Annotated in this window: 26 protein-coding genes and 1 pseudogene; 10 read left to right on the forward strand and 17 right to left on the reverse strand. The window is 40.6% G+C overall.

All coding sequences use genetic code 11. The features are described from left to right. Positions 1-89: 89 nt before the first annotated feature. Positions 90-1,205, reverse strand: coding sequence for an S-(hydroxymethyl)glutathione dehydrogenase/class III alcohol dehydrogenase (locus tag KVY11_RS10385; RefSeq protein ID WP_218288869.1), 1,116 nt, complete (start codon positions 1,203-1,205; stop codon positions 90-92). A 118-nt stretch (positions 1,206-1,323) separates the two neighbouring features. On the opposite strand from KVY11_RS10385, the gene KVY11_RS10390 reads away from it, so the two are divergent. Together KVY11_RS10390 and KVY11_RS10395 are read left to right on the forward strand one after the other, a co-directional pair. Next, complete coding sequence (locus tag KVY11_RS10390; protein WP_218288870.1) at positions 1,324-2,877, forward strand: phospholipase D family protein; 1,554 nt, start codon at positions 1,324-1,326, stop codon at positions 2,875-2,877. 259 nt (positions 2,878-3,136) lie between these two features. Continuing rightward, complete coding sequence (locus tag KVY11_RS10395) at positions 3,137-3,574, forward strand: hypothetical protein (protein ID WP_035326816.1); 438 nt, start codon at positions 3,137-3,139, stop codon at positions 3,572-3,574. A gap of 62 nt (positions 3,575-3,636) precedes the next feature. On the opposite strand, the gene KVY11_RS10400 is transcribed toward KVY11_RS10395, so the two are convergent. The 7 genes and pseudogenes from KVY11_RS10400 to KVY11_RS10430 all read right to left on the reverse strand — a co-directional run bounded on the left by KVY11_RS10400 (position 3,637) and on the right by KVY11_RS10430 (position 9,491). After that, complete coding sequence (locus KVY11_RS10400; protein ID WP_218288871.1) at positions 3,637-4,230, reverse strand: uracil-DNA glycosylase family protein; 594 nt, start codon at positions 4,228-4,230, stop codon at positions 3,637-3,639. 30 nt (positions 4,231-4,260) lie between these two features. After that, positions 4,261-4,972 (reverse strand): annotated as a pseudogene (locus KVY11_RS10405) (SGNH/GDSL hydrolase family protein). A 133-nt stretch (positions 4,973-5,105) separates the two neighbouring features. Next, the gene (locus KVY11_RS10410; protein ID WP_218288872.1) at positions 5,106-5,429 is read right to left on the reverse strand and encodes a pyrimidine/purine nucleoside phosphorylase; all 324 of its coding nucleotides are present in this window, start codon (positions 5,427-5,429) and stop codon (positions 5,106-5,108) included. Positions 5,430-5,577: 148 nt separating this feature from the next. Next, positions 5,578-6,321, reverse strand: coding sequence for an SDR family oxidoreductase (locus tag KVY11_RS10415; protein ID WP_087013063.1), 744 nt, complete (start codon positions 6,319-6,321; stop codon positions 5,578-5,580). 15 nt (positions 6,322-6,336) lie between these two features. Next, positions 6,337-7,035: a histidine phosphatase family protein gene (locus KVY11_RS10420; RefSeq protein WP_010326632.1), complete on the reverse strand. Its 699-nt coding sequence runs from the start codon at positions 7,033-7,035 to the stop codon at positions 6,337-6,339. Further along, complete coding sequence (locus KVY11_RS10425) at positions 7,032-8,153, reverse strand: phosphotransferase family protein (protein WP_218288873.1); 1,122 nt, start codon at positions 8,151-8,153, stop codon at positions 7,032-7,034. The genes KVY11_RS10420 and KVY11_RS10425 overlap by 4 nt, the downstream gene beginning before the upstream one ends. Positions 8,154-8,249: 96 nt before the next feature. Further along, entirely contained in the window at positions 8,250-9,491 is a 1,242-nt protein-coding gene (locus tag KVY11_RS10430; RefSeq protein ID WP_218288874.1) for an acyl-CoA dehydrogenase family protein, read from the reverse strand. A gap of 94 nt (positions 9,492-9,585) precedes the next feature. On the opposite strand from KVY11_RS10430, the gene KVY11_RS10435 reads away from it, so the two are divergent. Beyond that, entirely contained in the window at positions 9,586-10,503 is a 918-nt protein-coding gene (locus KVY11_RS10435) for a LysR family transcriptional regulator (protein WP_218288875.1), read from the forward strand. 236 nt (positions 10,504-10,739) lie between these two features. Continuing rightward, on the forward strand, positions 10,740-11,294 hold the full coding sequence (locus KVY11_RS10440; RefSeq protein WP_218288876.1) for a thermonuclease family protein: 555 nt from the start codon (positions 10,740-10,742) through the stop codon (positions 11,292-11,294). A gap of 58 nt (positions 11,295-11,352) precedes the next feature. On the opposite strand, the gene KVY11_RS10445 is transcribed toward KVY11_RS10440, so the two are convergent. The 4 genes from KVY11_RS10445 to KVY11_RS10460 all read right to left on the reverse strand — a co-directional run bounded on the left by KVY11_RS10445 (position 11,353) and on the right by KVY11_RS10460 (position 15,254). Continuing rightward, positions 11,353-11,955, reverse strand: a complete 603-nt coding sequence (locus KVY11_RS10445; protein ID WP_218288877.1) for a nitroreductase family protein — start codon at positions 11,953-11,955, stop codon at positions 11,353-11,355. A 186-nt stretch (positions 11,956-12,141) separates the two neighbouring features. Continuing rightward, a complete protein-coding gene (locus KVY11_RS10450; RefSeq protein ID WP_218288878.1) occupies positions 12,142-12,633 on the reverse strand; it encodes a hypothetical protein in 492 nt (163 codons plus the stop codon). Between the two features lie 107 nt (positions 12,634-12,740). After that, complete coding sequence (gene fumC / locus KVY11_RS10455) at positions 12,741-14,135, reverse strand: class II fumarate hydratase (protein ID WP_218288879.1); 1,395 nt, start codon at positions 14,133-14,135, stop codon at positions 12,741-12,743. 111 nt (positions 14,136-14,246) lie between these two features. Next, a complete protein-coding gene (locus tag KVY11_RS10460) occupies positions 14,247-15,254 on the reverse strand; it encodes an NAD-dependent epimerase/dehydratase family protein (protein ID WP_184118522.1) in 1,008 nt (335 codons plus the stop codon). A 71-nt stretch (positions 15,255-15,325) separates the two neighbouring features. Between KVY11_RS10460 and tusD the strand changes: the two genes are divergently transcribed. Genes tusD through KVY11_RS10480 form a run of 4 tightly spaced genes read left to right on the forward strand, consistent with a single transcriptional unit; the run spans position 15,326 to position 16,707 of the window. Further along, positions 15,326-15,694 carry a sulfurtransferase complex subunit TusD gene (gene tusD / locus KVY11_RS10465; RefSeq protein WP_218288880.1) on the forward strand — a complete coding sequence of 123 codons (369 nt, stop codon included), beginning with the start codon at positions 15,326-15,328 and terminating at the stop codon, positions 15,692-15,694. Positions 15,695-15,738: 44 nt separating this feature from the next. After that, positions 15,739-16,089 carry a hypothetical protein gene (locus tag KVY11_RS10470; RefSeq protein ID WP_195728931.1) on the forward strand — a complete coding sequence of 117 codons (351 nt, stop codon included), beginning with the start codon at positions 15,739-15,741 and terminating at the stop codon, positions 16,087-16,089. Positions 16,090-16,099: 10 nt separating this feature from the next. Further along, positions 16,100-16,381, forward strand: coding sequence for a DsrH/TusB family sulfur relay protein (locus KVY11_RS10475; RefSeq protein ID WP_218288881.1), 282 nt, complete (start codon positions 16,100-16,102; stop codon positions 16,379-16,381). A gap of 14 nt (positions 16,382-16,395) precedes the next feature. Then, positions 16,396-16,707: a TusE/DsrC/DsvC family sulfur relay protein gene (locus KVY11_RS10480; RefSeq protein WP_004979945.1), complete on the forward strand. Its 312-nt coding sequence runs from the start codon at positions 16,396-16,398 to the stop codon at positions 16,705-16,707. Positions 16,708-16,709: 2 nt separating this feature from the next. Here the strand turns inward: KVY11_RS10480 and KVY11_RS10485 are convergent, their stop codons facing one another. The 3 genes from KVY11_RS10485 to KVY11_RS10495 all read right to left on the reverse strand — a co-directional run bounded on the left by KVY11_RS10485 (position 16,710) and on the right by KVY11_RS10495 (position 20,579). Continuing rightward, on the reverse strand, positions 16,710-17,198 hold the full coding sequence (locus KVY11_RS10485) for a helix-turn-helix domain-containing protein (protein ID WP_218288882.1): 489 nt from the start codon (positions 17,196-17,198) through the stop codon (positions 16,710-16,712). 133 nt (positions 17,199-17,331) lie between these two features. Next, complete coding sequence (mtlD, locus tag KVY11_RS10490) at positions 17,332-19,473, reverse strand: bifunctional mannitol-1-phosphate dehydrogenase/phosphatase (RefSeq protein ID WP_218288883.1); 2,142 nt, start codon at positions 19,471-19,473, stop codon at positions 17,332-17,334. A 206-nt stretch (positions 19,474-19,679) separates the two neighbouring features. Further along, entirely contained in the window at positions 19,680-20,579 is a 900-nt protein-coding gene (locus KVY11_RS10495) for a LysR substrate-binding domain-containing protein (protein WP_148826153.1), read from the reverse strand. A 100-nt stretch (positions 20,580-20,679) separates the two neighbouring features. On the opposite strand from KVY11_RS10495, the gene KVY11_RS10500 reads away from it, so the two are divergent. After that, positions 20,680-21,096: a CidA/LrgA family protein gene (locus KVY11_RS10500; RefSeq protein WP_218288884.1), complete on the forward strand. Its 417-nt coding sequence runs from the start codon at positions 20,680-20,682 to the stop codon at positions 21,094-21,096. Between the two features lie 9 nt (positions 21,097-21,105). Then, positions 21,106-21,807, forward strand: coding sequence for an LrgB family protein (locus tag KVY11_RS10505; protein WP_218288885.1), 702 nt, complete (start codon positions 21,106-21,108; stop codon positions 21,805-21,807). 18 nt (positions 21,808-21,825) lie between these two features. Here KVY11_RS10505 and KVY11_RS10510 read toward each other — a convergent pair whose 3' ends face one another. Continuing rightward, complete coding sequence (locus KVY11_RS10510; protein ID WP_218288886.1) at positions 21,826-23,052, reverse strand: MFS transporter; 1,227 nt, start codon at positions 23,050-23,052, stop codon at positions 21,826-21,828. Between the two features lie 78 nt (positions 23,053-23,130). Continuing rightward, entirely contained in the window at positions 23,131-25,497 is a 2,367-nt protein-coding gene (locus KVY11_RS10515; protein ID WP_218288887.1) for a TonB-dependent receptor, read from the reverse strand. Between the last annotated feature and the right edge of the window lie 8 nt (positions 25,498-25,505).

Genomic DNA, 25,505 nt, shown 5'->3' on the forward strand with positions numbered 1-25,505 from the left:
AACATGAACAGTTTTGCCAATTCGCTTTTCTTCTAATCAAAAACAAAAAACCAAGCCGCAGCTTGGTTTTTTAAACTTATTACAGCGAATTAGTCTTCAAAATGAATCACAGTACGGATTGATTTTCCATCATGCATTAAGTCAAAGGCTTCATTGATTTTGTCAAGACCCATGGTATGTGTAACAAATGGGGCTAAACGAATTTCGCCAGTCATGGCTTCTTCAACCATACCTGGCAGTTGTGAACGACCTTTTACACCACCAAAAGCCGTCCCTTTCCAGGTACGGCCAGTGACCAGTTGGAATGGACGCGTTGAAATCTCTTGGCCTGCACCCGCCACGCCAATAATCACAGACTGGCCCCAACCACGGTGTGCACATTCAAGTGCTGAGCGCATGACATTAGTATTACCAATACATTCAAATGAGTGATCAACTCCCCAACCAGTCATTTCAACAATGACTTCTTGTACAGGACGGTCATGATCCTTAGGGTTTACAAAATCAGTTGCTCCGAATTCTGCTGCTAATTTATATTTGTCAGGGTTCGTATCAACCGCAATAATACGGCTGGCTTTGGCTTTTTTTGCACCTTGTACAACTGCTAGACCAATACCACCTAAACCAAAGACTGCAACGGTATCACCCTCTTGTACTTTGGCTGTATTTTTGACTGCACCTAAACCAGTGGTCACGCCGCAACCCAATAGGCAGACGTGTTCAGGGTTAGCATCTGGATTGATTTTAGCCAAAGACACTTCTGCGACAACGGTATATTCAGAAAAGGTTGAACAGCCCATATAGTGATAAATCGGTTGACCATTATAAGAAAAACGCGTTGTACCATCTGGCATCAGACCTTTGCCCTGCGTCGCACGGACTGCAACACATAGATTGGTCTTGCCTGACTGACAGAATAAACACTCGCCACACTCAGCCGTATACAGTGGAATAACATGATCACCCGGCTGAACGCTGGTTACACCTTCACCGACCTGAACTACGATACCCGCACCTTCATGGCCTAAAACTGCTGGAAAAACACCTTCAGGATCATCACCAGATAAAGTAAATGCGTCGGTATGGCATACACCTGTATGAGTAATCTTGACTAAAACTTCACCTTTTTGCGGTGGAGCAACATCAATTTCTACAATTTCTAGAGGTTGTCCAGGTCCAAAGGCAACAGCTGCACGTGATTTCATTTTCGCTATCCTTAACAGGTCTTTAACAGATGCGCTACAGTAACCGCTTTTTATTCTCTGTTTCAACCTATAACATGTGAAATATATAACGTATAAAAATTAGGTCTTTAAAATAAATATGCCGATACCAACTCATTGTCGACCGCTGATTTTGCTGAGCACCGTTTTAACACTCGCGGGATGCCAGCTCGCCCCCAATCAAGCTAAGCCTTCAGACCCTGTAGAGATATATGCACAGCATTGGCTTAATGGTCAAGATGCATCTACACAGCAAAAACAAGGGCTTACAGCCTATTTAGCTCTAGACGAAGCGTTTATGAGCATTGCCTCGCGCCTGCACTTGATACGAGAGGCCAGGCACAGTCTAGATGTCCAATACTATATTTGGGGAGATGACTTTATAGGCCATATGATGTTGCATGAACTGTTAAATGCTGCGGATCGTGGTGTGAAAGTGCGCTTATTGATTGATGACCAAAACGGTACTGCACTTGATGAAACTCTCAAAAAGCTGGCCGCTCATCCCAACTTTGAAATCAAATTATTTAACCCTTACAAATACCGCCATTTACGTGTGATTGATTATGCTTTTCGCTTCAATCACATTAACCATCGTATGCATAACAAACTGATCATTGCTGATGGCGCAATTGCAGTAACTGGCGGTCGTAACATCAGCAGTGAATACTTTGATGCCAGTGAAAATTTCCAATTTACTGATTTGGACATTTTGTTTTATGGGCAAGCTGTAGAGCATGCAAACAGTGTATTTCTAAATTTCTGGAATGATGATCTCAGTTATGCTATTCCTCAATTAGTGGGCCGTGGAACAAAAGAAGAACTGGCTCAATTAAAACAGCACTATGAGGCAGATGCCTTAGATAAAAATGTGATTGAACAGAAAATTGATTTGGCTCGTATACAAGTCGATTCAGAGCTAACCAAACATCCTGTTAACTGGGCAAAGGCTCATTTCATCGCCGATTCCCCCAATAAAATTCGTGGTGAAGCAAAGTCTGATGAAATCATTGTCAAACAAATGTTCGATTTGATGGGCAAGCCTGAAAAGCATATGGAGTTGGTCTCCGCATATTTTGTTCCAACCACAGCAGGTGCCGACTATCTCTCCAATTTGGCAAAAAAAGGAACTCGAGTTCGAGTCTTAACCAATTCGTTATTGGCTAATGATGTTGCCATTGTGCATGCATTTTATAAAAAATATCGCCGTGGCTTGCTCGAAAATGGTGTCAAACTGTATGAGTTTAAACCCTATATCGAACGAGAGAAATACACATGGTATGAAGTGGCAACTGGGCATGTGATTCCGGCTAAAGGTCGAAGTTCCTCACGGCTCCATGCCAAATTTTTTGATATAGATGGAAAAGTCTTTGTCGGTTCGTTTAACTTTGACCCACGCTCAGCCCATTTAAATACAGAAGTGGGCTTAGTGGTAGAGTCAGATCAATTGCAAAATACAATCTCACACAAGTTAGATGAATTTCTCCCGCATATTGCATATGAGTTAAAGCTCAACTCTCAAGGCGATATCATTTGGCTTGAACATCAAAAAGATGGAAGTGTCATTGAACATCAAACAGAACCCGAAACCACAAAATTTCAGCGTTTTATGATGAAAGCTGTATCATACCTGCCCATTGAATGGATGATGTAATTACAAGTGAATGACATTATCCATGTTCTCTAATGTACGATAACTTTCTGTTTAGGCTGAGTTGCTTTGTTTTTAGGATCAGCTTAAAAATTTTCTATCTATTACTATTCTTAATACAACAGCGTTGAATATAAGACTCGAACAAAATAATTGGATCTCATACCTAAATTCATTCAAGGGCTTGAAAGGTTTTACTCAGTACACACTTTGATTTAACATGCAGCCCTCCTTTTTTATTTCCCCTTTACAAAGTTTAGTAATGCAATTTTTTGATTTAAGTCGTCAGTTTAATCTCAGTAATATTTTAACCCCTTACAAAACACTAGAAGATCTTGCTCGACAAGAATGGTTTCTAAGTAAAGTGCGTGTTGAGCATGACTGCTTGAGTGACAATGACATGGTTGAAGGGCAAGTCGTTTTAAAATCCAATCAAAATATCCAAATTGAATTGGAGTGGCTAATCCAAGATACAGGCCATGAACTTTTGGTTCAGTTTAAAGGGATCGAAACAGCTGCAAGCGAAGAGACTTTTGTTTTGGTGAAAGGTGCTCAATTGATCGATGAATCGCAACAGCCACTTTCGGCAGGTGCACTCAGCCTATGGATTGATGGAACATTATTTCCTATGCTGCCACAACTCCGTAAACAGATTAAAGCGCGGCTTAATCTCTGGGACTATGTTGAGTACGAAGACTAAAGCAGACCAACCATCTACGAATGGCTGGAACATTCAGTCATGTGGATAATCCAAATAGTTACCTAAAGTAAACCTATTTCAGAAAATAAGTTGTAATAAGCCTCGGCTTTTTTCTCTAAAGCCAAAGGATAGGCACGAGAAGAAGATGGCATCCGATAAAGCCTCAGGTCTCGCCCAGCAAAATGTGTCTCGGACTTCATGCCAATTTGTGGTTTTAACGTACCTGTAGGCATAGACAGCATGAGCGTATCAGTGGCTTTATCGCCAGTGGTCATCATACTATGACATTCGGGCATTTTTTCAAGTAAATGTTGTACATTGGTTGGGGTAACAATATGCAAAAACTTATCTGAAGCATTGCCTTTTTGGCGAATCACTTCATAGGCCGTATCAAAAATCGCAATGCCCCGTTCATTTAAAAATGTACGGATCTGTTGTTCTTTAAATGTCTTCTGCTCGATATTGAGAAAATAATTTTTATCTTGGAAAAAACACAGGCCAAATATTTTCCACATATCATTTTGAAAATTTGGATAGTAAAAGTCCATTTTCCAGCGGGTCTTGGGCGGCGGAAAGCTGCCCAGCATCAATAATTTGGCATTAGCTGGCAGGAAAGGTTTAAGTGGATGTTTTTCAATTTCAACTGAATGTGTCATAAGCTATAAAAAATTTGTCTTTATTGCATTTTAAAAAGATTGGCGTATTTTTTCAGCCACTTGTTTACCCCAATACTGATAAATTTCTTTGCTGGGGTTGAAACCGTCTTTGGCCATAGCTAAGTTTAAAGCCAAAAACTTCTTTAGATCGTACTTTATCCACTCCATCTGTTTTTGCTGTGCGACAAATTGGCCTAATTCTAAATTCATCGCTTTGGCATATTGACCGAACAACCATGCAAGTGGGTTTGGAAGTGCTGGAAACTGATCCATCGGCGGTACACCCGATGCAAGTGTTAGTTGTGGACTAAACTTATGTTTGAGTATGTGATAAAGCTGCTTCTGTTTTGCGATCCAAGCCTGCGGCGAAGTGAATTTTGTAATGTCATTTACGCCCACAGAAGTAATGATGACATCAAAATGCTGTGTCTCAAGCGTTTGGATGGACTGAATGACCTGATCTGTGGTGAATCCCGTCGTTGCGTGTAAATAAAATTGAATACTAAACTCAGATGACAGTTCTTTTAAAATTGCCCCCAACAAAGCATCATCTTGAACATTTACACCAACACCAGCCGCAGCTGAATCCCCCAAAATGAGCAAGGAAAGCGACTTACCCATGCCTTTTTGTCCAATGCGCTCTCCTTCGGGTTCAGCCAATCTTGGTGTATTTTTTTTTGACGGCATAACCTTGAAATAGAATGACTGGAATCAAAGCCAGCGTATAAATTTTTAATCGCATATTCAGTGACTGGGTCTAAGCTAGCTGAGAGATGAAAATAGTATACGTTGAATTGCACCGATACACAGACTTAAATATTCTTCAGAAATCAAGAATTAATGTTGTTGTAGCCATTTTAAGTCTTTGTCTTCGGCTATTTTTCTAAGTGACAAATATAATCTACGACTTCACTTGCCATCATACTAAAGCGACTGTTGGCAGGAACATCAAAACTTTCACCTGCATGATACAGACTCATTTCAGTCTGTAGCCCAATTTTAACTTGGCATTGACCTGAAACAATTTCAATATGCTCCGCGACATGCGTTTCAAAAGTCAGTGGTTGATCTGTAGGCAAAATAACCCCAAGGGTCTTTTGTGAACCATCTTCACATTGAATAACATGACTAATTGAGCGCCCACCAAAATGAACATTGGGCTTTTTTCTAACTGAAACAAAGTCGAATTGTGTGGACATCTTGATCACCTTTTTTCTTCAATGCTACCTCGGTTTTATGACCAACTCATGAATACACTCAAATGATCATCTGGAAATAGCAACATATGTTTAGAAGGCACTCGCATAGTTAAAAAAAGGCTGATTTACAACCTTTTTATTTCAAACATTAACCCAGTTTATTGACCAATTTCAGCGGTAAAATTTTCATTGCTAAACCTAGTGGTAGCCATGGCCATTTAGGAACATAGGCTTTTACAGGAGCTTTTTCAATTTCTGCGGCCAACAGTCGTGAACCTGTTTTTTCATCGACTTCAAAAGGTAGTGGTTTGGCACCCTCATTGATTTCTGTACGAATATAGCCAGGAAAAATAGTCGTGACTTTGATTGGGGTATTGAGCAGTTCTGCACGAATACCTTCGGCCAAGTGTGCAACACCGGCTTTACTAGCACCGTACGCGGTCAAATGTTTTGGCATACCGCGGACTGCACTCATAGAAGAGATAACAACCAAATGTCCTGCATTTTGCTCACGGAAAATTTCGACTGCAGCTTCACACTGCGCTAGAGCTGAAATAAAGTTGGTTTCAACCGTGGCTTTATTAATCGCAAAACTGCCTTTGCCAATTCGACGCCCATCTCCAATTCCAGCATTCACAATCACACGGTCTAAATGGCCAAATTCTTGTTTAAATGCACGAAAAACTTCAAACACTTGATCGTAATTGGTCACATCTAAAACTTTAGGGATGACTTTTATTCCGTACTTGCTCTCAAGTTCCTCTTTTAGGCTTTCAAGGCGATCTAAGCGTCGTGCACAAATTGCCAAGTTATAGCCTTTTTGTGCAAATTCGCGTGCCATACCTGCACCAATGCCAGAACTTGCCCCTGTAATTAAAATTGTTTTAGCCATGTCTTAATCCTGTCCTTAGATCCATGTCAGTAAGTTTGAGTTTTCGGCTTTAATAAAATGATGTTCATTCAGACTTAAAAGCTGCGGTTCATTGCCCACCAGTCGTAATGTGGTCATGCTGCTGTTGGCAATAGCCCAATTAAGCGCAAAGGTTTTATTTGGACTTAAACCCAACAGCTTACCTGCAACCACTGAAATTACACCGCCTGAAGTAAACACCACAGCATAGCGCGGTTTGCTTTGAGCCAGTTCATCACACAAATCTTGTAAAGCGACTTCAATTCGACTTTTAAACTCAGGCCATGATTCATCGTACTCATGGTGATAGTCGCCACCTGTCCATCGTTCAATTGCCCCTTCAAATATCTTGGCCAAATATGCACGTGGGTTCGACTCTTTAGCCACATCGGCTTTTAGTAAATGTGGCTCATTAAAACGCGGTTCGTAATGAGCAAAGACTTGCTGATGATTGAACTCATTCCATGCAGAATCTGTTAAGACATCTACTTCAGGAAAGCATTCAGCCAAAGAAATACATGCCGTTTGCTGATGTCGCTGCATGGAGCCTGACACCACCACAGGCGCTTCTTTTAAGATCTGATCAAAATATTGACCCAAAATTTTGGCTTGGAGTTCACCATTGGGAGAAAGTTGATCATAACTTTCTGCACCAAAAGATGCTTGCCCGTGGCGAATGAAATAAATAGTGGTCATTTGCCTAATATTTCCTTCATTTTAACAATGTACTTTTGAGCGACTTCATTGGCTTCAATTTTCTGTAAACCAATCAATTTAAGTGCGCGAATATGGAGAGCATGAATTAAAATCCAAAAATCTTTGAAAGCTGGGTTATTGGTCTGTTTATGGTGATAGCGATAATAAATTTGTTGGGCAATCACGGCTAAACGGAAAATGCCAAAGACTTCATAAAAGGTCCAATTCTCGACGTCTAAACCCGTTTTTTCTAAATAATAGCCGACCACTTCTTTACGTGTGAACATGCCTTTAAGATTTGTCGGTTGACGACGTGTCGCTTTAAAAAGTGCACTATCCGACTCTTCAACCCAATATGCCAAGGCCGAACCTAAGTCCATCAGTGGATCACCAAGCGTTGCCATTTCCCAATCCAAGACACCAATAATTTGTGTCGGATGATTCGGATCTAAAATAACATTATCAAAACGCCAATCGTTATGAATCACACAAGTTTTTGAGTCTGCTGGAATATTATCCTTCAGCCACTTTCGCACATATTTAAATGAAGGGACGTTAATGGTTTTGGCTTTTTCAAAACGAGCGTCCCAACCTTCCACTTGACGACGACAGTAACCATCACCTTTACCAAGGTTCTCAAGTTCTGTGCCTTGGTATGGGACTTGATGAAGTTCGATCAGTTTATCAATCACATTGATACATAACTCACGAACTTGGGTTTCTTTAAAATCTAACTCTCTCGGTAAGTTGGCCCGTGGAATAATGCCTTCTACGCGTTTCATCACGTAGAAGTCACAGCCAAGAACAGATTCGTCCTGACACAATGCAACCATTTCGGGAAGTACAGGATAAAAAGGGGTTAAATTCTTTTGCACATGATATTCACGTGCCATGTCATGTGCAGATTTAGCTTTGGTACCTTTGGGGGGGCGGCGTAGAATTAGATCGACATTGTCGTATTTCAATCTATACGTCCAGTTAGATGCACCGCCTGAGTATTGCGTGACTTCAACCCGCCCTTGTAGATCGACACCTTGTGCTTTGAGCCAGTTTTCTACGGCTACAGCATCCAGTTCTTCACCCGCCCGAACTGTTCCACCTACATCAATCGCTGACATTCTTTTTTCCCAAACTATCAATCTTTTCTTTATGACTAAGAAGATCATCTATTCTTATTTCAACACGATGAATTAAAGAGATGATCTTCTCCTCTATTATTTTTTACGACGCGTACTATAGCCGCGTTTTGCCAGTTCTAGTTTTGCAATCATGCCTTTATGGACTTCATCTGGTCCATCGGCCAAACGCAGTGAACGTGCTTGAGCGAAGAAACCTGTCAAAGGTGTATCACGCGACACACCTGCTCCGCCGTGAATTTGAATCGCCATATCGACCACTTTTTCAAGCACACTTGGCGCAACGACTTTAATGGCAGAGATTTCAGTTAACGCTGCCATATTCCCTAAAGTATCCATTTTATACGCAGCATACAAGGTTAATAAACGTGCTTGATCAATTGCAACACGTGCATCAGCCACGCGCTCTAGGTTTCCACCTAATTTTAAAATCTCTTTGCCAAATGCAGTACGACTCATGCCGCGATCAATCATCAACTCTAAAGATTTTTCCGCAGCACCAATGCAGCGCATACAGTGATGAATACGACCCGGCCCTAAACGACCTTGGGCGATTTCAAAACCTTGACCTGCACCACCAATAAAGTTGGAAACAGGAACACGAACATTACTAAAGCTAATTTCGCCGTGACCATGGGGTGCATCGTAGTCACCAAAGACTGGTAACATTCGTTCTATTTTGACTCCAGCCGTTTCAACAGGCACTAAAACCATCGAGTGTTGATGGTGGCGATCTTTGGTTTCATCTGGTGTATGCGCCATAAAAATAATAATTTTGGCATTGGGGTCACCTAAGCCTGAAGACCACCATTTACGGCCATTTAGCACAATTTCATCACCTTCGATCATGGCTGTTGCTTGCATATTGGTCGCATCAGATGAAGCAACAGCTGGTTCTGTCATGCAGAAAACAGAGCGAATTTTTCCATCTAAAAGCTGCGTAAGCCACTCTTGCTTTTGAGCTTCAGAACCATAACGCCACAATACTTCCATGTTGCCACTGTCTGGTGCATTACAGTTAAATACGGTCGGCGCAAGAAGACTACGACCTGTGAGTTCTGCAATATGAGCATACTCTTGAACCGATAGACCTTGGCCCAATTCAGGACATGGCAAAAACATATTCCATAAACCCGCAGCTTTTGCTTTGGCTTTGAGCGTTTCAAGTTGTGCAGGCCACTGCCATTTGGTCCAGTCGCCACCTTGGTTCAGTTCATGTACCTCATGCCAAAAGTCAGTTTCGATCGGCTCAATTTCGTTTTGAATAAATTGTTTGGTACGTTCTACATAATCTTGAGCACGTGCTGAAAGTTCAAACATGGCTGCTTCCTTCGATCTATTTTGATATTTTCGCTTTACATCAACATAACCTGAAAACTAATATGAACAAAATGATTTTATTTTATAGATCAGCATGAACAGTATTCATAGTAAGTCACCCATTGATATGGGGCTTTTTCATCGCATCGATATCAATTTATACCCGCTTTTTATTGCAATTTATGAGCAAAAAAGTATTTCTAAAGCAGCTCAAATCTTGTCGATTACGCAGTCTGCTGCCAGTCATGCCCTGCAGCGTCTACGTAGCCATTTAAAGGATGATTTATTTGTTCGCTCTGGCAGCCAAATGCTTCCAACACCTTTTGCAGAACAAAATTACCTAATTATTAAAAATGCTTTAATTGCAATTCAAAGTATTTCCATGCAGCAGCAAAGCTTCGACCCGAACATGGTTCAAAGCCTAAAAATTGCGATTCATGATGAAATCGAACCGATTGTTTTCCCAAAGTTAGTTGCTCACTTTCAGAAACTTGGACTAAGTATTCAGTTCATGAGTAGTAAGCTGGACCGTAAAACGGTAGATGCCGATTTAGTTTCTCAACAAATTGATTTTGTGATTGATTTGGAACAAAATTTTGGCGATAAAATTCAATTTGAGAGCTTGGTCAAAGACCAGTTTGTGGCTTGTACTCAGCTCCAGCAAATCAATGCTGAATTGTATTTGGCTGCACCGCATATTGGTGTATCTTCGCGGCGTACTGGTGTTTTGGTTGAAGATGTTCATTTAAATCGTAAGCAGCTGTCTAGGCAGGTTTTTTTACGTTGTCAGCACTATTCCACTGCGCTACAAATTTTGGAGCGATATCCAAATGCAATTTTAACGATTCCTCAAAATATTTTGGGCCATTTACATGTTTCCCCTCTACTCAATATTTTTGATGTTCCTGTGCAACTGCCGCAAATGAATATTGGAATTTATTGGCATAAAAATTTAATGGAGAATAAAAGGCATCATTTTTTAAGGAGCGAAATTTATAAAATTTTTGCTTAGGCTATTTTTATATCTCATAAATTCACTTGGGTTATTTCTTAATGAACTATAAGTTTATGCAAATAGACTGGCTATTGGCTTTTTTATTTCGTTAAAAATTTGTTCTAGTTTACTTGTTTAATTAAACATCTATTTTGTTATGAAAAATAAACATTTGAGATCACTTAAAGCATTTTAAATAGTGTATCTACCATACAATGTCTTTTTGATATTTTTATTTTCCATTGCTCTCCTCTATGTTTGATCATCTGTCCAATAGCTGGCTCATCGGTATTGGCTTCGCCTTTTGCCTGATATTGGTATTTACTTTTTATAAAATACAAAATGCTCTCAGCCAATTTCTCCATCCCTTTAAAAAAGGTAAAACCTATTGGTGCCGAATTACGGCTATAAGTGATGGTGATACACTGACATGTTATCGCTTTAACTTTCGACGCTCTGAAACCAAATTACGCTTTGCCTATATTGATGCGCCTGAGTCGACTCAAAGCTATGGGCCTGAATCCAAACGCTTAATCAAAAAAATGGTTTATCGGAAAGTGGTTCGTGTTCGCATTACAGACATTGATCGTTACGGTCGTTGTGTAGGTGAAATCTACCGTTTTCGGAGAAGTATGAATGAAGAGATGGTCAAACGTGGTGCAGCATGGGTCTATGAGGACTATATTAAGGATAAAAAGCATTTGAAACATATGAATGCTTTACAAAGTCATGCGAAAAAGCACAAGAAAGGTTTATGGCGCGGCACCCGCCCTATTCGCCCGAGTGACTACCGAAAAATGAAGAAGTAGCCGATCTGTAAAAACTAAGCCGAAAAAGCCGCTCCATATAAAGCGGCTTTTTCATTAATTATTTGAAGACCTTAAAACGTACAGCATCATCCACAAAGCCTCTTTCTTTAGCTTCGCCTTCAACTGAACCGAAGACCAGTTGCGCACGCAGTTTCCAACTGACAGGAACATCCCATTCAGCATGGACTTCTTCATCTACAATTGGATTGTAATGCTGTAAAGATGCACCTAAACCTAAGGTATGTAATGCAGTCCAAGTTGCAAACTGCGCTATTGCAGTTGAATGCTCTGCCCATACTGGGAAATTTTCAGCATAAGATGGAAATTGCTCTTGTAGACCCTGAATTACATCTAAATCTTCAAAAAATAAAACAGTTCCCACACCTGCTGCAAAACTGGTCATTTTTGCAGTTGTTTTAGTCGCGCTTTCTTCATCCTTAGCATAAGACTTCAGTTTTTCAGCCACAAAAGTCCAGAACTTTTCATGTTGCGTATTAAACAAAATCACCGCCCGAGATGACTGTGAATTGAACGATGATGGGCTTTGTTTAATGGCAGTTTGAATCAAATCAGTTAAAAATTCAGGGCTGTGCTCGACCTTTTTACCAATGGCATAAATGGTACGACGCTTTGTGATTAAGTCGATGAACTGATTTGACATATTATAAAATCCTTACGGTTATACTGTGAATGATGACGCAATGTATCAAGCAATATTAATTCCAATATTTGACCAAATAATAAAATTTAGTGCTTTAGATGCAGTTTAAATACTTTCTTGTGCTCGCAAATACATAGTTTTGCTATCGATATAAAAAATCCTCCATTTGGAGGATTTTTAAATGACTTAAAATTTGGCTTCTAAGACTTGAGTGGAAATTTTATTTTTCCATAAGTCGCGAAGAATAGGTAAATAGAACTTTTCACCTAGTTCAACCAATTCTGCATCGATCAATGCATGAATCTCATGCATAAATAAATAATCAAGTTCAACTGTTTTCAACTGTTGCTGTGCTTTTGCAAAGTCTTTGCGCTTTTGTTGTGCACGTTTCACTAGAGCATCTGCAAAATCTTTATCTTTAAACTGTTTGATCGCGTTTAAGCGTAATTCAATCACGCCCCAACCACTCAACAACAGTTTAAAAAGTTCAAAGTCAGCCGTGGTTGATTCCCATGTCATTTCTTCAAGATTTTCATTTTCAGGTAGAACAGGAAGTAATAACTCCATAACACTTGGGAAAATCTTTTTGAAATTTAAAACAAATTTAACAGGATGTTCACCCGGATAATCGTTAAATTGCACGTTTTTCTGAACATCTGTCAAATAAATATCAAGCATGGTAACTCATCAGCAGTTTATCTTTAGTCGACCATTGTACCGACTTCGCCCAAAGATAAAAACCGCTGATGTTCATTTGCTCTTTAGTTGAGCATCTGGACCAAGGGCTATTTTACATTTGGGGAAATCATTTGCTCTGGACGTACCACTTCATCAAACTGCTCAGCAGTGACCAAGTTCAACTCCACAGCCACTTGTTTTAGGGTTTTGCCTTCTTTATAGGCTGTTTTGGCAACTTTCGCTGCATTTTCATAGCCAATCACTGGGTTTAAAGCCGTAACTAACATCAATGAGTCATGTAAGAAGTGGTCAATTTTTTCACGGTTTGGTTCAATACCTACTGCACAGTGATCATTAAAACTATTACATGCGTCACCCAAAAGCTGAATCGACTGCAACAAATTAAACGCAATCACTGGCATGAATACATTCAGTTCAAAGTTACCCGATGCACCCGCAACATTAATCGTGGTGTCATTGCCTAATACTTGCGCCACCACCATGGTCATCGCTTCACTTTGAGTCGGATTCACTTTCCCCGGCATAATACTTGAGCCTGGTTCATTTTCAGGAATACGTAACTCGCCAAAACCACAACGTGGGCCACTTGCCAACCAGCGAATGTCATTGGCAATTTTGTTCAAGCTTACCGCAAGCGTTTTTAATGCACCTGAGGCAAACACTGCTGCATCACGCCCAGCCAATGCTTCAAATTTATTTGGTGCAGTCACAAAAGGCAGTCCAGTCAACTGTGCCAGTTGCTCCGCTGATTTTTCTGCATAATCAGGATGAGCATTCAGCCCTGTACCTACAGCCGTTCCACCTAAAGGCAGCTCATACAAGCCTGAAAGTGCTTGTTGTAAACGCTTTAAACCATGATCGAGCTGGGAAACATAACCGCTAAATTCTTGACCTAAGGTTAAGGGTGTCGCATCTTGTAAATGAGTTCGGCCAATTTTGACGATGTCTGAAAATGCTTGAGACTTTGCCTCTAAAGTATCTCGAAGCTGGGTAACCGCAGGAATCAGTAATTCATTGATCTGAATACTTGCTGCGACATGAATCGCCGTTGGGAACGAGTCATTGGTCGACTGAGCACGGTTCACGTGATCGTTCGGGTGTACAGGTTTTTGTGCACCTAAGGGATTGCCGAGTTTCTGATTGGCGATATTGGCAATCACTTCATTACAGTTCATGTTGCTTTGTGTACCTGAACCAGTTTGCCATACCACCAAAGGAAACTGACTATCCCACTGTCCTGCAATCACTTCATCCGCAGCACCGACGATGTATTGCGCCAGTTCTTGTGGAATTTGGTTGAGCTCAGCATTGGTCTGTGCTGCTGCTTTTTTCACTAAGCCCATGGCACGAATCATTGGACGTGGTAGACGTTCACTGCCAATTTTAAAATTTTGCAAACTACGCTGAGTTTGAGCACCCCAAAGTGCTTCACTCGGTACTTCAACTTCGCCCATCGTGTCATGTTCAATACGTGTTTGCATTTTAACCTCTTCCTTTTTAAGTGAATTGCAAAATGATTATTTTGCGCTTGTTTTCCTTATCTTAATGATTAAGCAAAAATATGTAAATGATAATTGTTATCAGTAATTTAATTAACGGCCATCTAGACTTTGTCGGTAGAATCGCCATCCATCTTCAAGGGTTTGTTCTAAACTGCGTTTCGCTTGCCAGTGTAAAACGTTTTTCGCTTTACTACACTCTGCTGCGACCTGATCTAATTCCACGATGTGCGAATCCACCACATCGACTGTAGCAATATCACTTTGCGTCACGCTTTCAACTTTTTCAAGCAACTGCTGTATCGACACACTTTGACCTGCAATATTAAAGGCTTCGCAAGCAAACTGTTGGGTGCTTAACCATTGTAACGAAGCTGCAATCGCATCACAGGCATCGAGGATATGTAAAAAACTACGCTCTACGGTATGATCTGTGGTTTGTGCACTTTTTCTGAGCTCAATGTGATCACGCTGTTTTGCAGCGACTTGCATCAACAGGGGAATAATATTTTTCGGTAAAGGCGGGAACAGTTCTCCGAGCATCGCATTTTCAAATGCACCAGCAACATTGCCCATTCTTAAAATTGCAATTTTCCATTCATTATCCGTTTTTGCTGTATCTCGAATAATTTCTTCAACCATTTGCTGCGATTTGATATACGGGTTTGGATAGCCGTAATTCAGTTCTAAATCTTCTTCTAAATGTAGGCTGGATTCACCATAGACCGCAAGACTTGAAAGATGAACCAAAGTTCTGACACCTGTGCGCTGCATGGCACGCAGTAAACTCATGATACAACTGACATTATCGTTATAGTATTCCAAAGGCTTGAGTACAGATTCTTCAAGCGATTTGAAACTTGCTGCATGCACCACTGCATCGATGGAATACTGCTCAAAAACTTTGTTTAAAGCAGGCGTATTTCGTATATCAATTTTGACAAAAGGCACATACATGCCACTAATAAATTCTAATCGTTCAAGAGTTTGTAAGTTCGCATTGGATAAATTGTCTACAATAATGACCTCTTGCCCATGCGCCATAAAGCTCAAAGCAATATGAGAGCCTATAAAGCCTAAACCACCAGTCACTAAAATCATTGTATACTACCTTTTTATTATGAAGTCCGAATGTACCAAGCAAGATTTGGACATTCCTCTAGTGAAGTTTGATGAGTACTTTATTACTAATTACCTCCGCACCCAGTTCGATTCATGTATGGCATGCTTTAGGTTTAGCACAAGCGCTGCATACGAAAAATGAACCCTTTCGAGTGTTTTTCTACCAAGATGCTGTTCAAGTTGCCAATGCCCTGCAATGGGTACCTGACGACCAACGGAATCTATGTTCTGAGTGGCAAAAACTCGCCATTCGCCTACCTGTTTGTGTAAGTGCAGCTTTGGCCCGAGGAATTACCGATGCCGAAAATGCACAGCGTCATCAGTTAGCACAGCATAATCTTGCTACAGGTTTTGACTTGGTAGGCCTAGGGGAACTAGCCGATGCCGTTCAGTCTGCAGAGCGCTTAATTCAATTCTAAGTGCTAAGTTTTCAAGAATTTGTTGCTTTTAAAAGGTATATTGTGTGAAATCTGTACTGGTTATTTTAACCCAAGCCAATTTGAACTCTTTGCAGGTACATGAAAGTCTATCTGCAACGATGGTTCTTGCGACTTTTGGCTGTGAAGTCAAAGTCTTATTGCAAGATGCTGCACTCAGCTTATTAAACAATACTCAATCATTTGAACCCTTAAAACATGCGTTTAAACTGGCTTCAAACATGGTTGATAGCTTTGAGTTTTATGACTTAAGCCCAATTTGGATTGAAACCAAGAATCAAGCTTCTGCCTTTGTTCAACAAACAGAGCAAGAAATTGAATGTGTTGAACTCAATGCCAATTTAATACAACAGTTTGACCATGTATTGTATTGGTAAGGAAACAATTATGAGCAAAACACTTTATCTCGTGCAGTCTCCATTTTCAGCGACGGAACAAGTGCTGAGTAAATTACAAAACCTGTATCAATCAGGGGATGATGTGGTTTTAATGGGAGATGCAGCCCTTTATATAGAGCATACTTTTATTCAGCAGTTGCCTTGTATATTTGTGCTTGAGCAGGATGCTGAAAATATAGCTGTTGCCCATCCAAGCAACCTAGAAACCATCAGCTATGCTAGGTTTGCTGAGCTATGCTTAATCCATAGTCGTTGTATCAGTTTGAAATAATTTTGAGTGTTTAGATGAATTTAGAATTAGACCAAGATGGTCATTTGGTTGATTACACCATTTGGAATCAAGAGGTTGCGAAAGAGTTAGCAAAATCTTTAGAGCTTGAATTGACCGATTGGCACTTTGAAATCCTCATGGCAGTGCGTCAGTTTTACCAACAGTTTGGACACTCACCTGCAACACGTCCGCTAATTAAGTTTTTAATGAAAACAGTCAGTGCAGACATCAATAATGCCATACTGCAAGAAAAGTTTAATACTGGGCTTGTAGCGCGCCATCTGAGTCGTTTGGCTGGTGTGCCAAAACCTGCAAACTGTTTATAAACTTAAGCTTGTTTAATGTCTGATTGAGCAGCTAAAGCATCGACATAAACCTGTGTCGGTATCGCTTTGATGTCTTTGGCATGTATGGCATCACCACATTCGTTACAAACCAAATGTGGCTGAATGCTATGCCCGCAGGTTTTATGAACAAATTGCACGGGACGACCTAAGCCCTCGTCCATCCATTGATCGGCCCATGTTGCCATGGACATCAGCACTGGGTATAAAGCCAGACCTTTTTCAGTCAGACAATATTCAAAGCGCTCTTGACGATCTGTATAGGGTCTTTTCTCCAAAATATCATGTTCAACCAAACGCTTTAAACGCTCAGAAAGCACATGACGAGTGACACCCAAGTTTTGTTGAAAACTTTCAAAACGGCGTGCACCCAAGAATGCATTTCGTAAAATCAACATCGTCCACCGATCGCCAATCACCGACAGCGTTCGTGCAATTGAACACGGTTGTTCCCCGATCTCATCCCATTTCATTGTAAAAAACCAAGTCTCTCTTAGGTCTAACGTTAAAAGATTTAAGACCATAAGAAAAGCTCTTTTTACCTAGCTTTTCTTATGTTGTTTTCACATTTTAGTCGGCTCAAAGATATCTGAATGTCATGAAGACCTAAGCACAGCTCATTTCAATATTTTGAGGTTGGTCAGGGATCATAAAATCTTCCATTCCCAGCTCACCTTTTTGATATTCATTGAGACGTTTTTGAATGACATAATACAGCGCTTTTTTGTGCGCTTTTGACAGGTTCATCTGTTGAAGTTGTTGCTTCAAATGCCCTAACAACAGATCTATGGGCTGTTCCTCTTCTTCCATCAAATACAAATAGCCAAAGATCGCACCACTTAATAGCGCTTCAAAAGAAAATCCATGCGAGACATTATATGCGACCGATGAAAATACACGTTCAAATGCACTCAACTTACGCAGTGGATCACGCCCAACCCGACGACATGGGTCTTTATAGGCATACTGGCAAGATTGATCAAAACTTCGGGCTAAACGCGTTAAATCATTTTTGCGTTTTGGCAGATAATGCGCCAGACCTTGCGTCACTTCTGCAAGCAGTTTTTCAACATAATACTGCACTCGCGGGTCGCCCATCGCTACACCAATAGTCTGATGCCCGAGTAGGCTCGCATACCACGCAGTCATGGCATGTACACCATTCCATAAACGGTTTTTAATAAGCTGAATATCTGAAATTTGATCGACCAAGATCATTTGACGCATTTTACTGAGTAAGGGACTTTTGTTTTCCACATAGATCGGCATATCCATTTCAGCATTGAAAAGGATTAAATCCATATGCTGTAAAATATGACTCGGTTGGAAATTTTGTCTTAAATCTTCTACATATTCACTGGCACGGCGCTCTTGTTCTGCACTCAGTTTACTGACATCTTCAACTTCAATTTGATTACTCTCGTCATCAAGTTGATATTGCTTAAAAATGTTGTATTTAATGCACAGTTGACGATAAAGATTTTTATCGCTCAACTTAGATACCATACGGTTCACGACCGTATCGCAGAAATAGTGCTGCTCTAAAATAAAATCAGCAACAGCATGGTCTGTTAACTCTACCAATGCTTTACGTACCTGCTCTAGAACCAACTGCTTGGCACCAATTTTATTTAAGATAATTAACAGCGTCAGTGGCGTTTGAACTTGCTCATCTTGCGCCAGATAGCGTGCATAGAGGCCCTGTGCAATGGTTGCAGCTTCACTGGCTAATGCATTTTCAGCTAAACAAATTGCAATTAAACTCGACTCGACGTACATGGCATGCATCTGCTGTAAGTCTTCAGCATCGATAATATGCATATTTTCAATACGCTCATCATAAGACACTTGCCCATAACGTATGCAATATGCGCCAAAAGCATTTACGGCTGAACGGTATAAACTGTTACGTGTAGACGCATAGATTTTTTTAGGACGCGTATAGCCATCCCAATGCGACAAGATTTGTGCAATATAGCCTCCGCCAATGGCGCCAAATCCATGAATCCCCACAGTTAGTTGATTTAAAGTTTGAGGAAAGCTTTCTTGTAAGTTGGGCATTTCCAGATGTGAGCTGTAGATATCTAATTCCGTTAGATAGTCATACATATTTTCAAAATAATAATTGGCATGTGCCAACATGCTTGCATTGGGTTCTTTAATATCTTTGAACAGTACACAGATGCCCCCAGCATCATGTGCCGAGCGGATACCATTTTCAGAGTCTTCAAACATGAAACACTGCGCTGGTTCAAGGTTTAGTTTTTGTGCTGCACTTAAGAAAATTTCAGGATGTGGTTTTCCCTTTTCAACCTCATCACCACAGACCAAAACATCAAAAAATTTATAAACATTGGCATTGATTAAATACTCTTCAGCAATCGCTCTTCGGCTAGAAGTCGCCACGGCCATACGTAATCCTGCTTTACGTAAGCGTTCTAGAACTTGTACCAAACCTTTTTTAATCGGCACACCATATTGGCGCACTGTTTCTAATTCTAATTCATCTGCCCGTTTACGAATCTCTGCATAGGGAACTTCCTGCCCATATTGCTTTTGCGCCAAGGCTTCCGCACTTTGGGCGCTTAAGCCTAAACATGCCATAAGGTAGGCATCTGAAAACTCGACCCCAATTAGCTCTTTGGATGCCTGTTTCAAGGTTTGAAACCGTAAACGTTCGGTATCAAACATTGTTCCATCCATGTCAAAAAGCGCACCATGCACAATATCATTCTTAAATTTAAACATTTAGCCTCCGTTTTTATGTTTGCACTTAGACTATACAAAAATCGGGCACAGAGACTTTGATCTGATTTTATGAAACATTTTTGTTTAATTATTAATCAATAAATTGGCATTTAGGCGTTTTTTTTGTAACCACTAGGTAATATTAAGTAATCAAAGCGTAACCATGGAGCTCATTTTTTAATAAAGCGTGTCTGAAGATGAAACTTCTAAAAATGAATTTGATCTTTATATTCATCAATGATCGATAACCATGCACGAGTTGCAGGATTCATCACTACGGTGGAATTCCATGCCATATTTAAGTTCCAACGCAAGCTGGGTTGTTCCACTAGACTGACGCTGAATTTTGCGCGATCTAACTGTTCACAATAAATTTGCGGCAATAAAGCAATACCGACACCTGACTCGACCATTTTGGCAATAAAGTCCCACTGACTACTTTTGCATAACACTTTGGGTTCAAAACCAGCCACCATCGCCGCATCTAGAATCACATGATTTAAAGTAAAGGTGTCTGCATATAGTAGAAAGGATTCTTCTTGAAGTTCAGCAAACTGCACCACATCGCGCTTTCTCCACTGTGAATCGTAGTTGGAAAGCAAACACAACGGTGAATCGATAATTTGAATGCCTTGAATGCTGGGTTTTAACTCGCCCAATAAAATCCCAACGTCAATTTTTTTGGCCAAAATGGCTTCTTCAATGCCTGTTGCACCGACTTCTAAAAAGTTCAATTCAATGTTGGGATACAATTTGTGAAATTTAACGATTAAGGAACTCAGCAGTACTGAACCTAAAGGTGGTAAACCCAATCTCAGCACACCTTGTTTCAGCCCACGAATTTGATCTGCTGCTTCAAAGATCTGTTGCTCCTGCTGCAAAATCTGCACGGCATGTAGATAAACTTGTTCTCCCATATAGGTCAGTTTGACTTCTCGCTTGCGCCCTGCTTCACCTTTATGAAATAGAGGCAGTCCTATCTCGTCTTCTAATTGTTTTAAAGATTTACTAATAGTGGGTTGAGTCACCGATAGTTCCTCCGCAGCAAGACTAAAACTGTGACTTTTCACCAGCTGCACAAATATTTTTAGCGCTTTAAAATCCAAAATTATTCCAATTAAGCATAATTATTATTTTATTATTCATAATTACAAGATCGGGTCAAACTTAAAATAACACCAACAACTTATACCCTGTGGTCTTCCAATGCGTTCGTTCAAATTGCCTTATCGTTCTACTCTTCAAGTAGGTTTGCTGATTGGGATTTGGTATATCGGAACGCTGATACAAGTCGCCCTGTCTTTACCGATATCAGGTGGGGTCGTGGGTCTAACGCTTTTACTTATTTCTCTGTTAGCGGGTCTATTTAAGCTGGACTGGGTTAAATCGGGTTCGGATTTACTTTTAGCTGAACTGTTGTTGTTTTTTATTCCTTGTATTATTGGGTTAATTAAATATAAACATCTTTTTCTTACCCAAGGTTGGCAACTGGTTTTATCTATTGTCCTTGGGACCATTTGCGTGATGACCTGCACTGCCTACTGTGTTTTCTTGGGCTTTAAGCTTGAAGCCAAGTTTCAAAAAAAGTCCAAGCAGTCACATCAGCTGAAAAGTCAAATTTAAGGAACGATCATGCATATTCATTTCGTTGCCTTGATCTGTTTTATCGGAACGGTACTGGCCTATCTTTGGGGTAAAAAGTTTTATCAAAAATACCCGTATGTATTGCTCTCACCAGCGGTTTTTATTCCCTGTCTGATTATTTTGTGTCTGGTGTTTTTCAACATTCAGTATGACAACTATATGTACTACAGCAAATGGTTAGTCTGGATGTTAGGCCCTGCAACGGTCGCATTTGCCATCCCGATCTATGAATATCGCAAAGTCATTCAACAGCATGCTTTTTCGATTGCTTTGGGCATTATCGTGGGTATGTTGGTTGGCGTAGTCAGCTCTTTTTACTTGGCACGTTTATTCCATTTCGATGCTGCAACCAGTTATAGTTTGATGAGCCGCTCTATCTCTACCCCTTTTGCCATGGAAGTCACACAAGCCGTCGGAGGCTCAGTCGAGCTGGTGATTTTATTTACTGTGATTACGGGTATCGTTGGTGGACTCTTGGCCAACACAGTATTGCTTGTTCTAAAATTGGATTCTAAATTTGCTCAAGGTGCGTCATTGGGTAGTGCCGCACATGGTTTTGGTACCAGTACCGCTTTCAGACGTCATAAAGAAGAAGGTGTCGCGGCCTGTCTCAGTATGGTTTTAGCTGGTATTTTCATGGTGCTGTTTGGCCCAATTTTAATTCACGCTGTCGTTTATCTTCTTGGTTAAACATCCTCGATAAGGATCTCATGCCACACTACTGAGATCCTTGTTGGCTTGTATGTGTTTAAAGCTAAAGTACAGTATTAGCCCCATCATCAATGCCAATAAAAAATAATAGGGTAAATGCTGATTCCACTGATATAAGCCTGTACTTAACAACGGTGCAAAAACGAAACTCAGTGCTTGCGTAGCTGTGCATAAACTGGCAATTTTAGTTTGTAGCGTGGCTGGTGCGGTTTGGGCTGCCCCCGTGGTAAAAGCTGGAATTAAACAGGCCACGGCGATACCATAAAAAATATAAGCTGCTTGGAAAGTCCAAATCTGACTGGCACTCAGTGAAAGTAATAAACCTAAAACCATCGTCACAAGACCGACCCAAAGCAATTGTTTAATCGACCACTTAAACCATTTTGAAATCGCCAATTGCATTAAAACCAGTGCTATCCCCACAATCAATGAACACTGAGAAAAATACACTGCACTCTGATACGTGTCGAAATGGAATCGATCTTGGATATAAAAACCAGCAGTTAAATTCAGGGTAACAATAGCGACATATAAGCTAAAGCCCAACAATAACCAAATCCCTAACTTTGACCATTGCAGCTTTTCTGTAGACACGTCTTGTAATTTAGCCGTGGTTTCGTCCCGTTCTTGTGTCTGTGATGCTTGCTTCCCTTGAAAGCCTAGTACAATCCAAGCAGCCATACTCGTTAGAATAGCCACTGCGCCCCATAACGGTGTCAACATACTCCATGTCAGCAATAATGTCGTCGCTAAAGGACCTATCACCACGCCTAAACTGTTCAGCGCGCCAAACTTCGCCATATTCTGGCTACGTTCCTGTTCACTGTGAAAAGCCGTCATGACATAACTTTGCAGCGCAATTTGTGGCATCGCCATAAAAAAGCCAGTACTGGCACGGGTCAATATCAGTAAACTAAACAAAGCAGCAAATGAAATGGCATAACTCAGCCCATAACTGAGTACCGCTGCAAATAAGCCCCAAGTGATCGCCATACCGATAAAACCAATACTTAACAATTGATAAATGCTGAATTTTTGAGTTTGTTTAGAAATATAAATAGCTGAGATGGCCATCACCAAAGCACCAGCCGAAACCAACGCTCCACCTTGCAGTTCCGTCAGCCCCAGTTGCCGAATAAACGGTGCCAGTAAAGGTAAAATCATCGAAAAACAAGCGCCATTGGCAAGGCTGCCTGCAATAAAGATTTTGTTATTGCTATTCATTTTATTATTTAAACCATTTCTTAAGGCGAGATTACAAAGCAAAGAGGTAGCTGAAAGCTACCTCCTCTGGTTGTGCAATTAGTATTTTAATGTGTAGCTCAAACCATAGGTTCGACCTTGAGCTGCTAAGCTTGAAATGGCACCATAGGTTGGTGCGACAGCCTGACTAAATACAGTTTTATAGTCTGCATTCCATACGTTATACACACCAAAGCCCACCGTACCTGGACCTGCTTTGGCATTGGCTATAACGTCCATTGTTGTGAAACCTTTGATTTCAGCAGGAAGCGTTGAACCATACTTTACCGCATCTTTTTTGGCTTTATCTGTACCACCGATAGCAAGAGCTTGAACACGCAGGCTCATATCGTTGTTAAACTGCCACTCAGAGAATGCCGTGCCTTTCAGTGGTGCAACACGAATTGCGTCTAGCTCTTGCCACTTTCCTGCGGTATTTTTAAACTGTCCGCGGGTATAAGCCATGGTTCCACCCACTGTCCAATTCGGTTGTAGTCGATAGGATATATTTCCTTCAACACCGTAAACGCGCTCGTCCGTATCAATTACTTCAATGTTGTAGTTTGGAATACCATTGAACTTAACCACCTTGTCTGAATCATTATAAAAAGCTGTTAGCCCCAAATTCGTACCTGATTCACCTTGCAAACGCCAACCCAACTCATAGTTGTTAACTTTAATCGGCTCAATATTATTGCTCGTTACTACAAAACTGGCTGGTACATCGCGAAGCATACGTTGTACATCTGGTAAGCTAAAGCCCTGTGAAAAATTCGCAAAGACTTGCTGAGCATCGGTTAAATGGAAAACACCACCGATATTAAATAAAGTTGCATCGTGCTTAATCTTTCCACCTTTTAGAGCCTTAGCATCATAGTCATAACCTAATTCTGCCAAAATATCGGCAGGAATAGCTTCTCGATATGGTGTTGAATCAGAGACTTCACTATCAATTCTTTCATGGCGAATACCCGCTTGCAGGTTGAAGCGATCCGTCAGGTTATAATCACCTTGTAAGTAGAAACCGAGTTTATTATTTTCAAAATCAGGTCCAAATTTATAATCTTTGACTGCGGTATGCTTTAAACCATTACTATTATAGAAATCATCAAAGTCATAACGAGTTACATACGCTTTGTTTTTTTCATTTTCATAATCCACACCATAATTCAAGTTTAAAATACGGTCATTGAGTGTAAAGTCTTTACTCAACATCAAACGTGTACCAGCAACATCAATTTCATTAGAGGATTGCACTACACCATAGCCATAACGAATTGCATTTAGAAAATCTGGTGACCTTGGGTCTGCATAGTTCGGATAAAGTTGTGCTAATGCACCATTTAAAGAGCTATTACCAAGTGGTGAAACTGTTGGAAACCAACGGCCTTTTTCTTTACGGTAATAGGCCTCTGCATTTAAAGCATGTCCCAAGATGTCCTCATTTTGATATTGAGTATTAACACCCCATCTTTCAGTCTGTGGCTGCTCAGATAATTCTAGACCTTTGACTGCTTTTAAAGACGGCGCTGTTCTAAAAATAAGATTGGCTAAATTATAAGGACCGTATGTACCATAGTCTGCCCCATATTCACTGTCTTGTTCATCTTTAAAATATTGCGCACCAAAACTTAAGCTTTGACTATCTGAAATATTCCACGTCAAACGACCATTGAGGTCTAATGTGTCCGTATCTTGGCGGTCTGTCTGTGCAACCTCAGGTCCTATGCGATTGCCATGGCTATCCTGAATTTCACCGCGAGTGGTGTAACTTGCACCGAAAGCTCCTTGCAATGCACCTTGATTAAATAAGACACTTTGTGATGCTTCATAAGCCATAGCATCTGATTTAAAGTTATTACCCGCCGTCACCCCAATTTTAGTTTCAAAGCTAATTGGGTCTTGACCACCACGTTTAGTAATAATATTAATAATCCCGCCTGTTGCTCCAGAGCCATAAATACTGGTCGCCCCTGAAACCACCTCAATACGTTCAATCATAGACGGTTGAATGCTATTTAGTTGGCGTGAACCATCACGTGAACCCATTTGTGGCACACCATCAATCATATATTGCACCACACGACCACGCATGGTCATGCCATAGTTGGAGGTTGTTCCGCTACTCGGTGTAAGAGATGGAACCAGTGTTCCCAAAATATCTGCAATGCTCTTGCCAGCATTAGCCTGTTTTTCAATTTCAGCTTGATCAATGCTATAAACTGTCCCCGCAATATCCGCAATACTCTTTGCGGATCGGGTTGCTGTCACGACAATCGGTGCAAGTTGTGTGGTTGCTTTTTGTTGGGCCTCAACACTGCTCGTCTGACTTGCTGAATTTGTTAGAACGTTATCTTGAGCATATAACTGTGTACATACAGCCAGTGTTAAACAAGTCAACTGCATAGGTAACATAAAACGGTTCATTTCTTTTT

Origin of the sequence: Acinetobacter sp. CWB-G5 (genome assembly GCF_019209785.1) — a bacterium.
Classification (GTDB): Bacteria; Pseudomonadota; Gammaproteobacteria; order Pseudomonadales; family Moraxellaceae; genus Acinetobacter; species Acinetobacter johnsonii.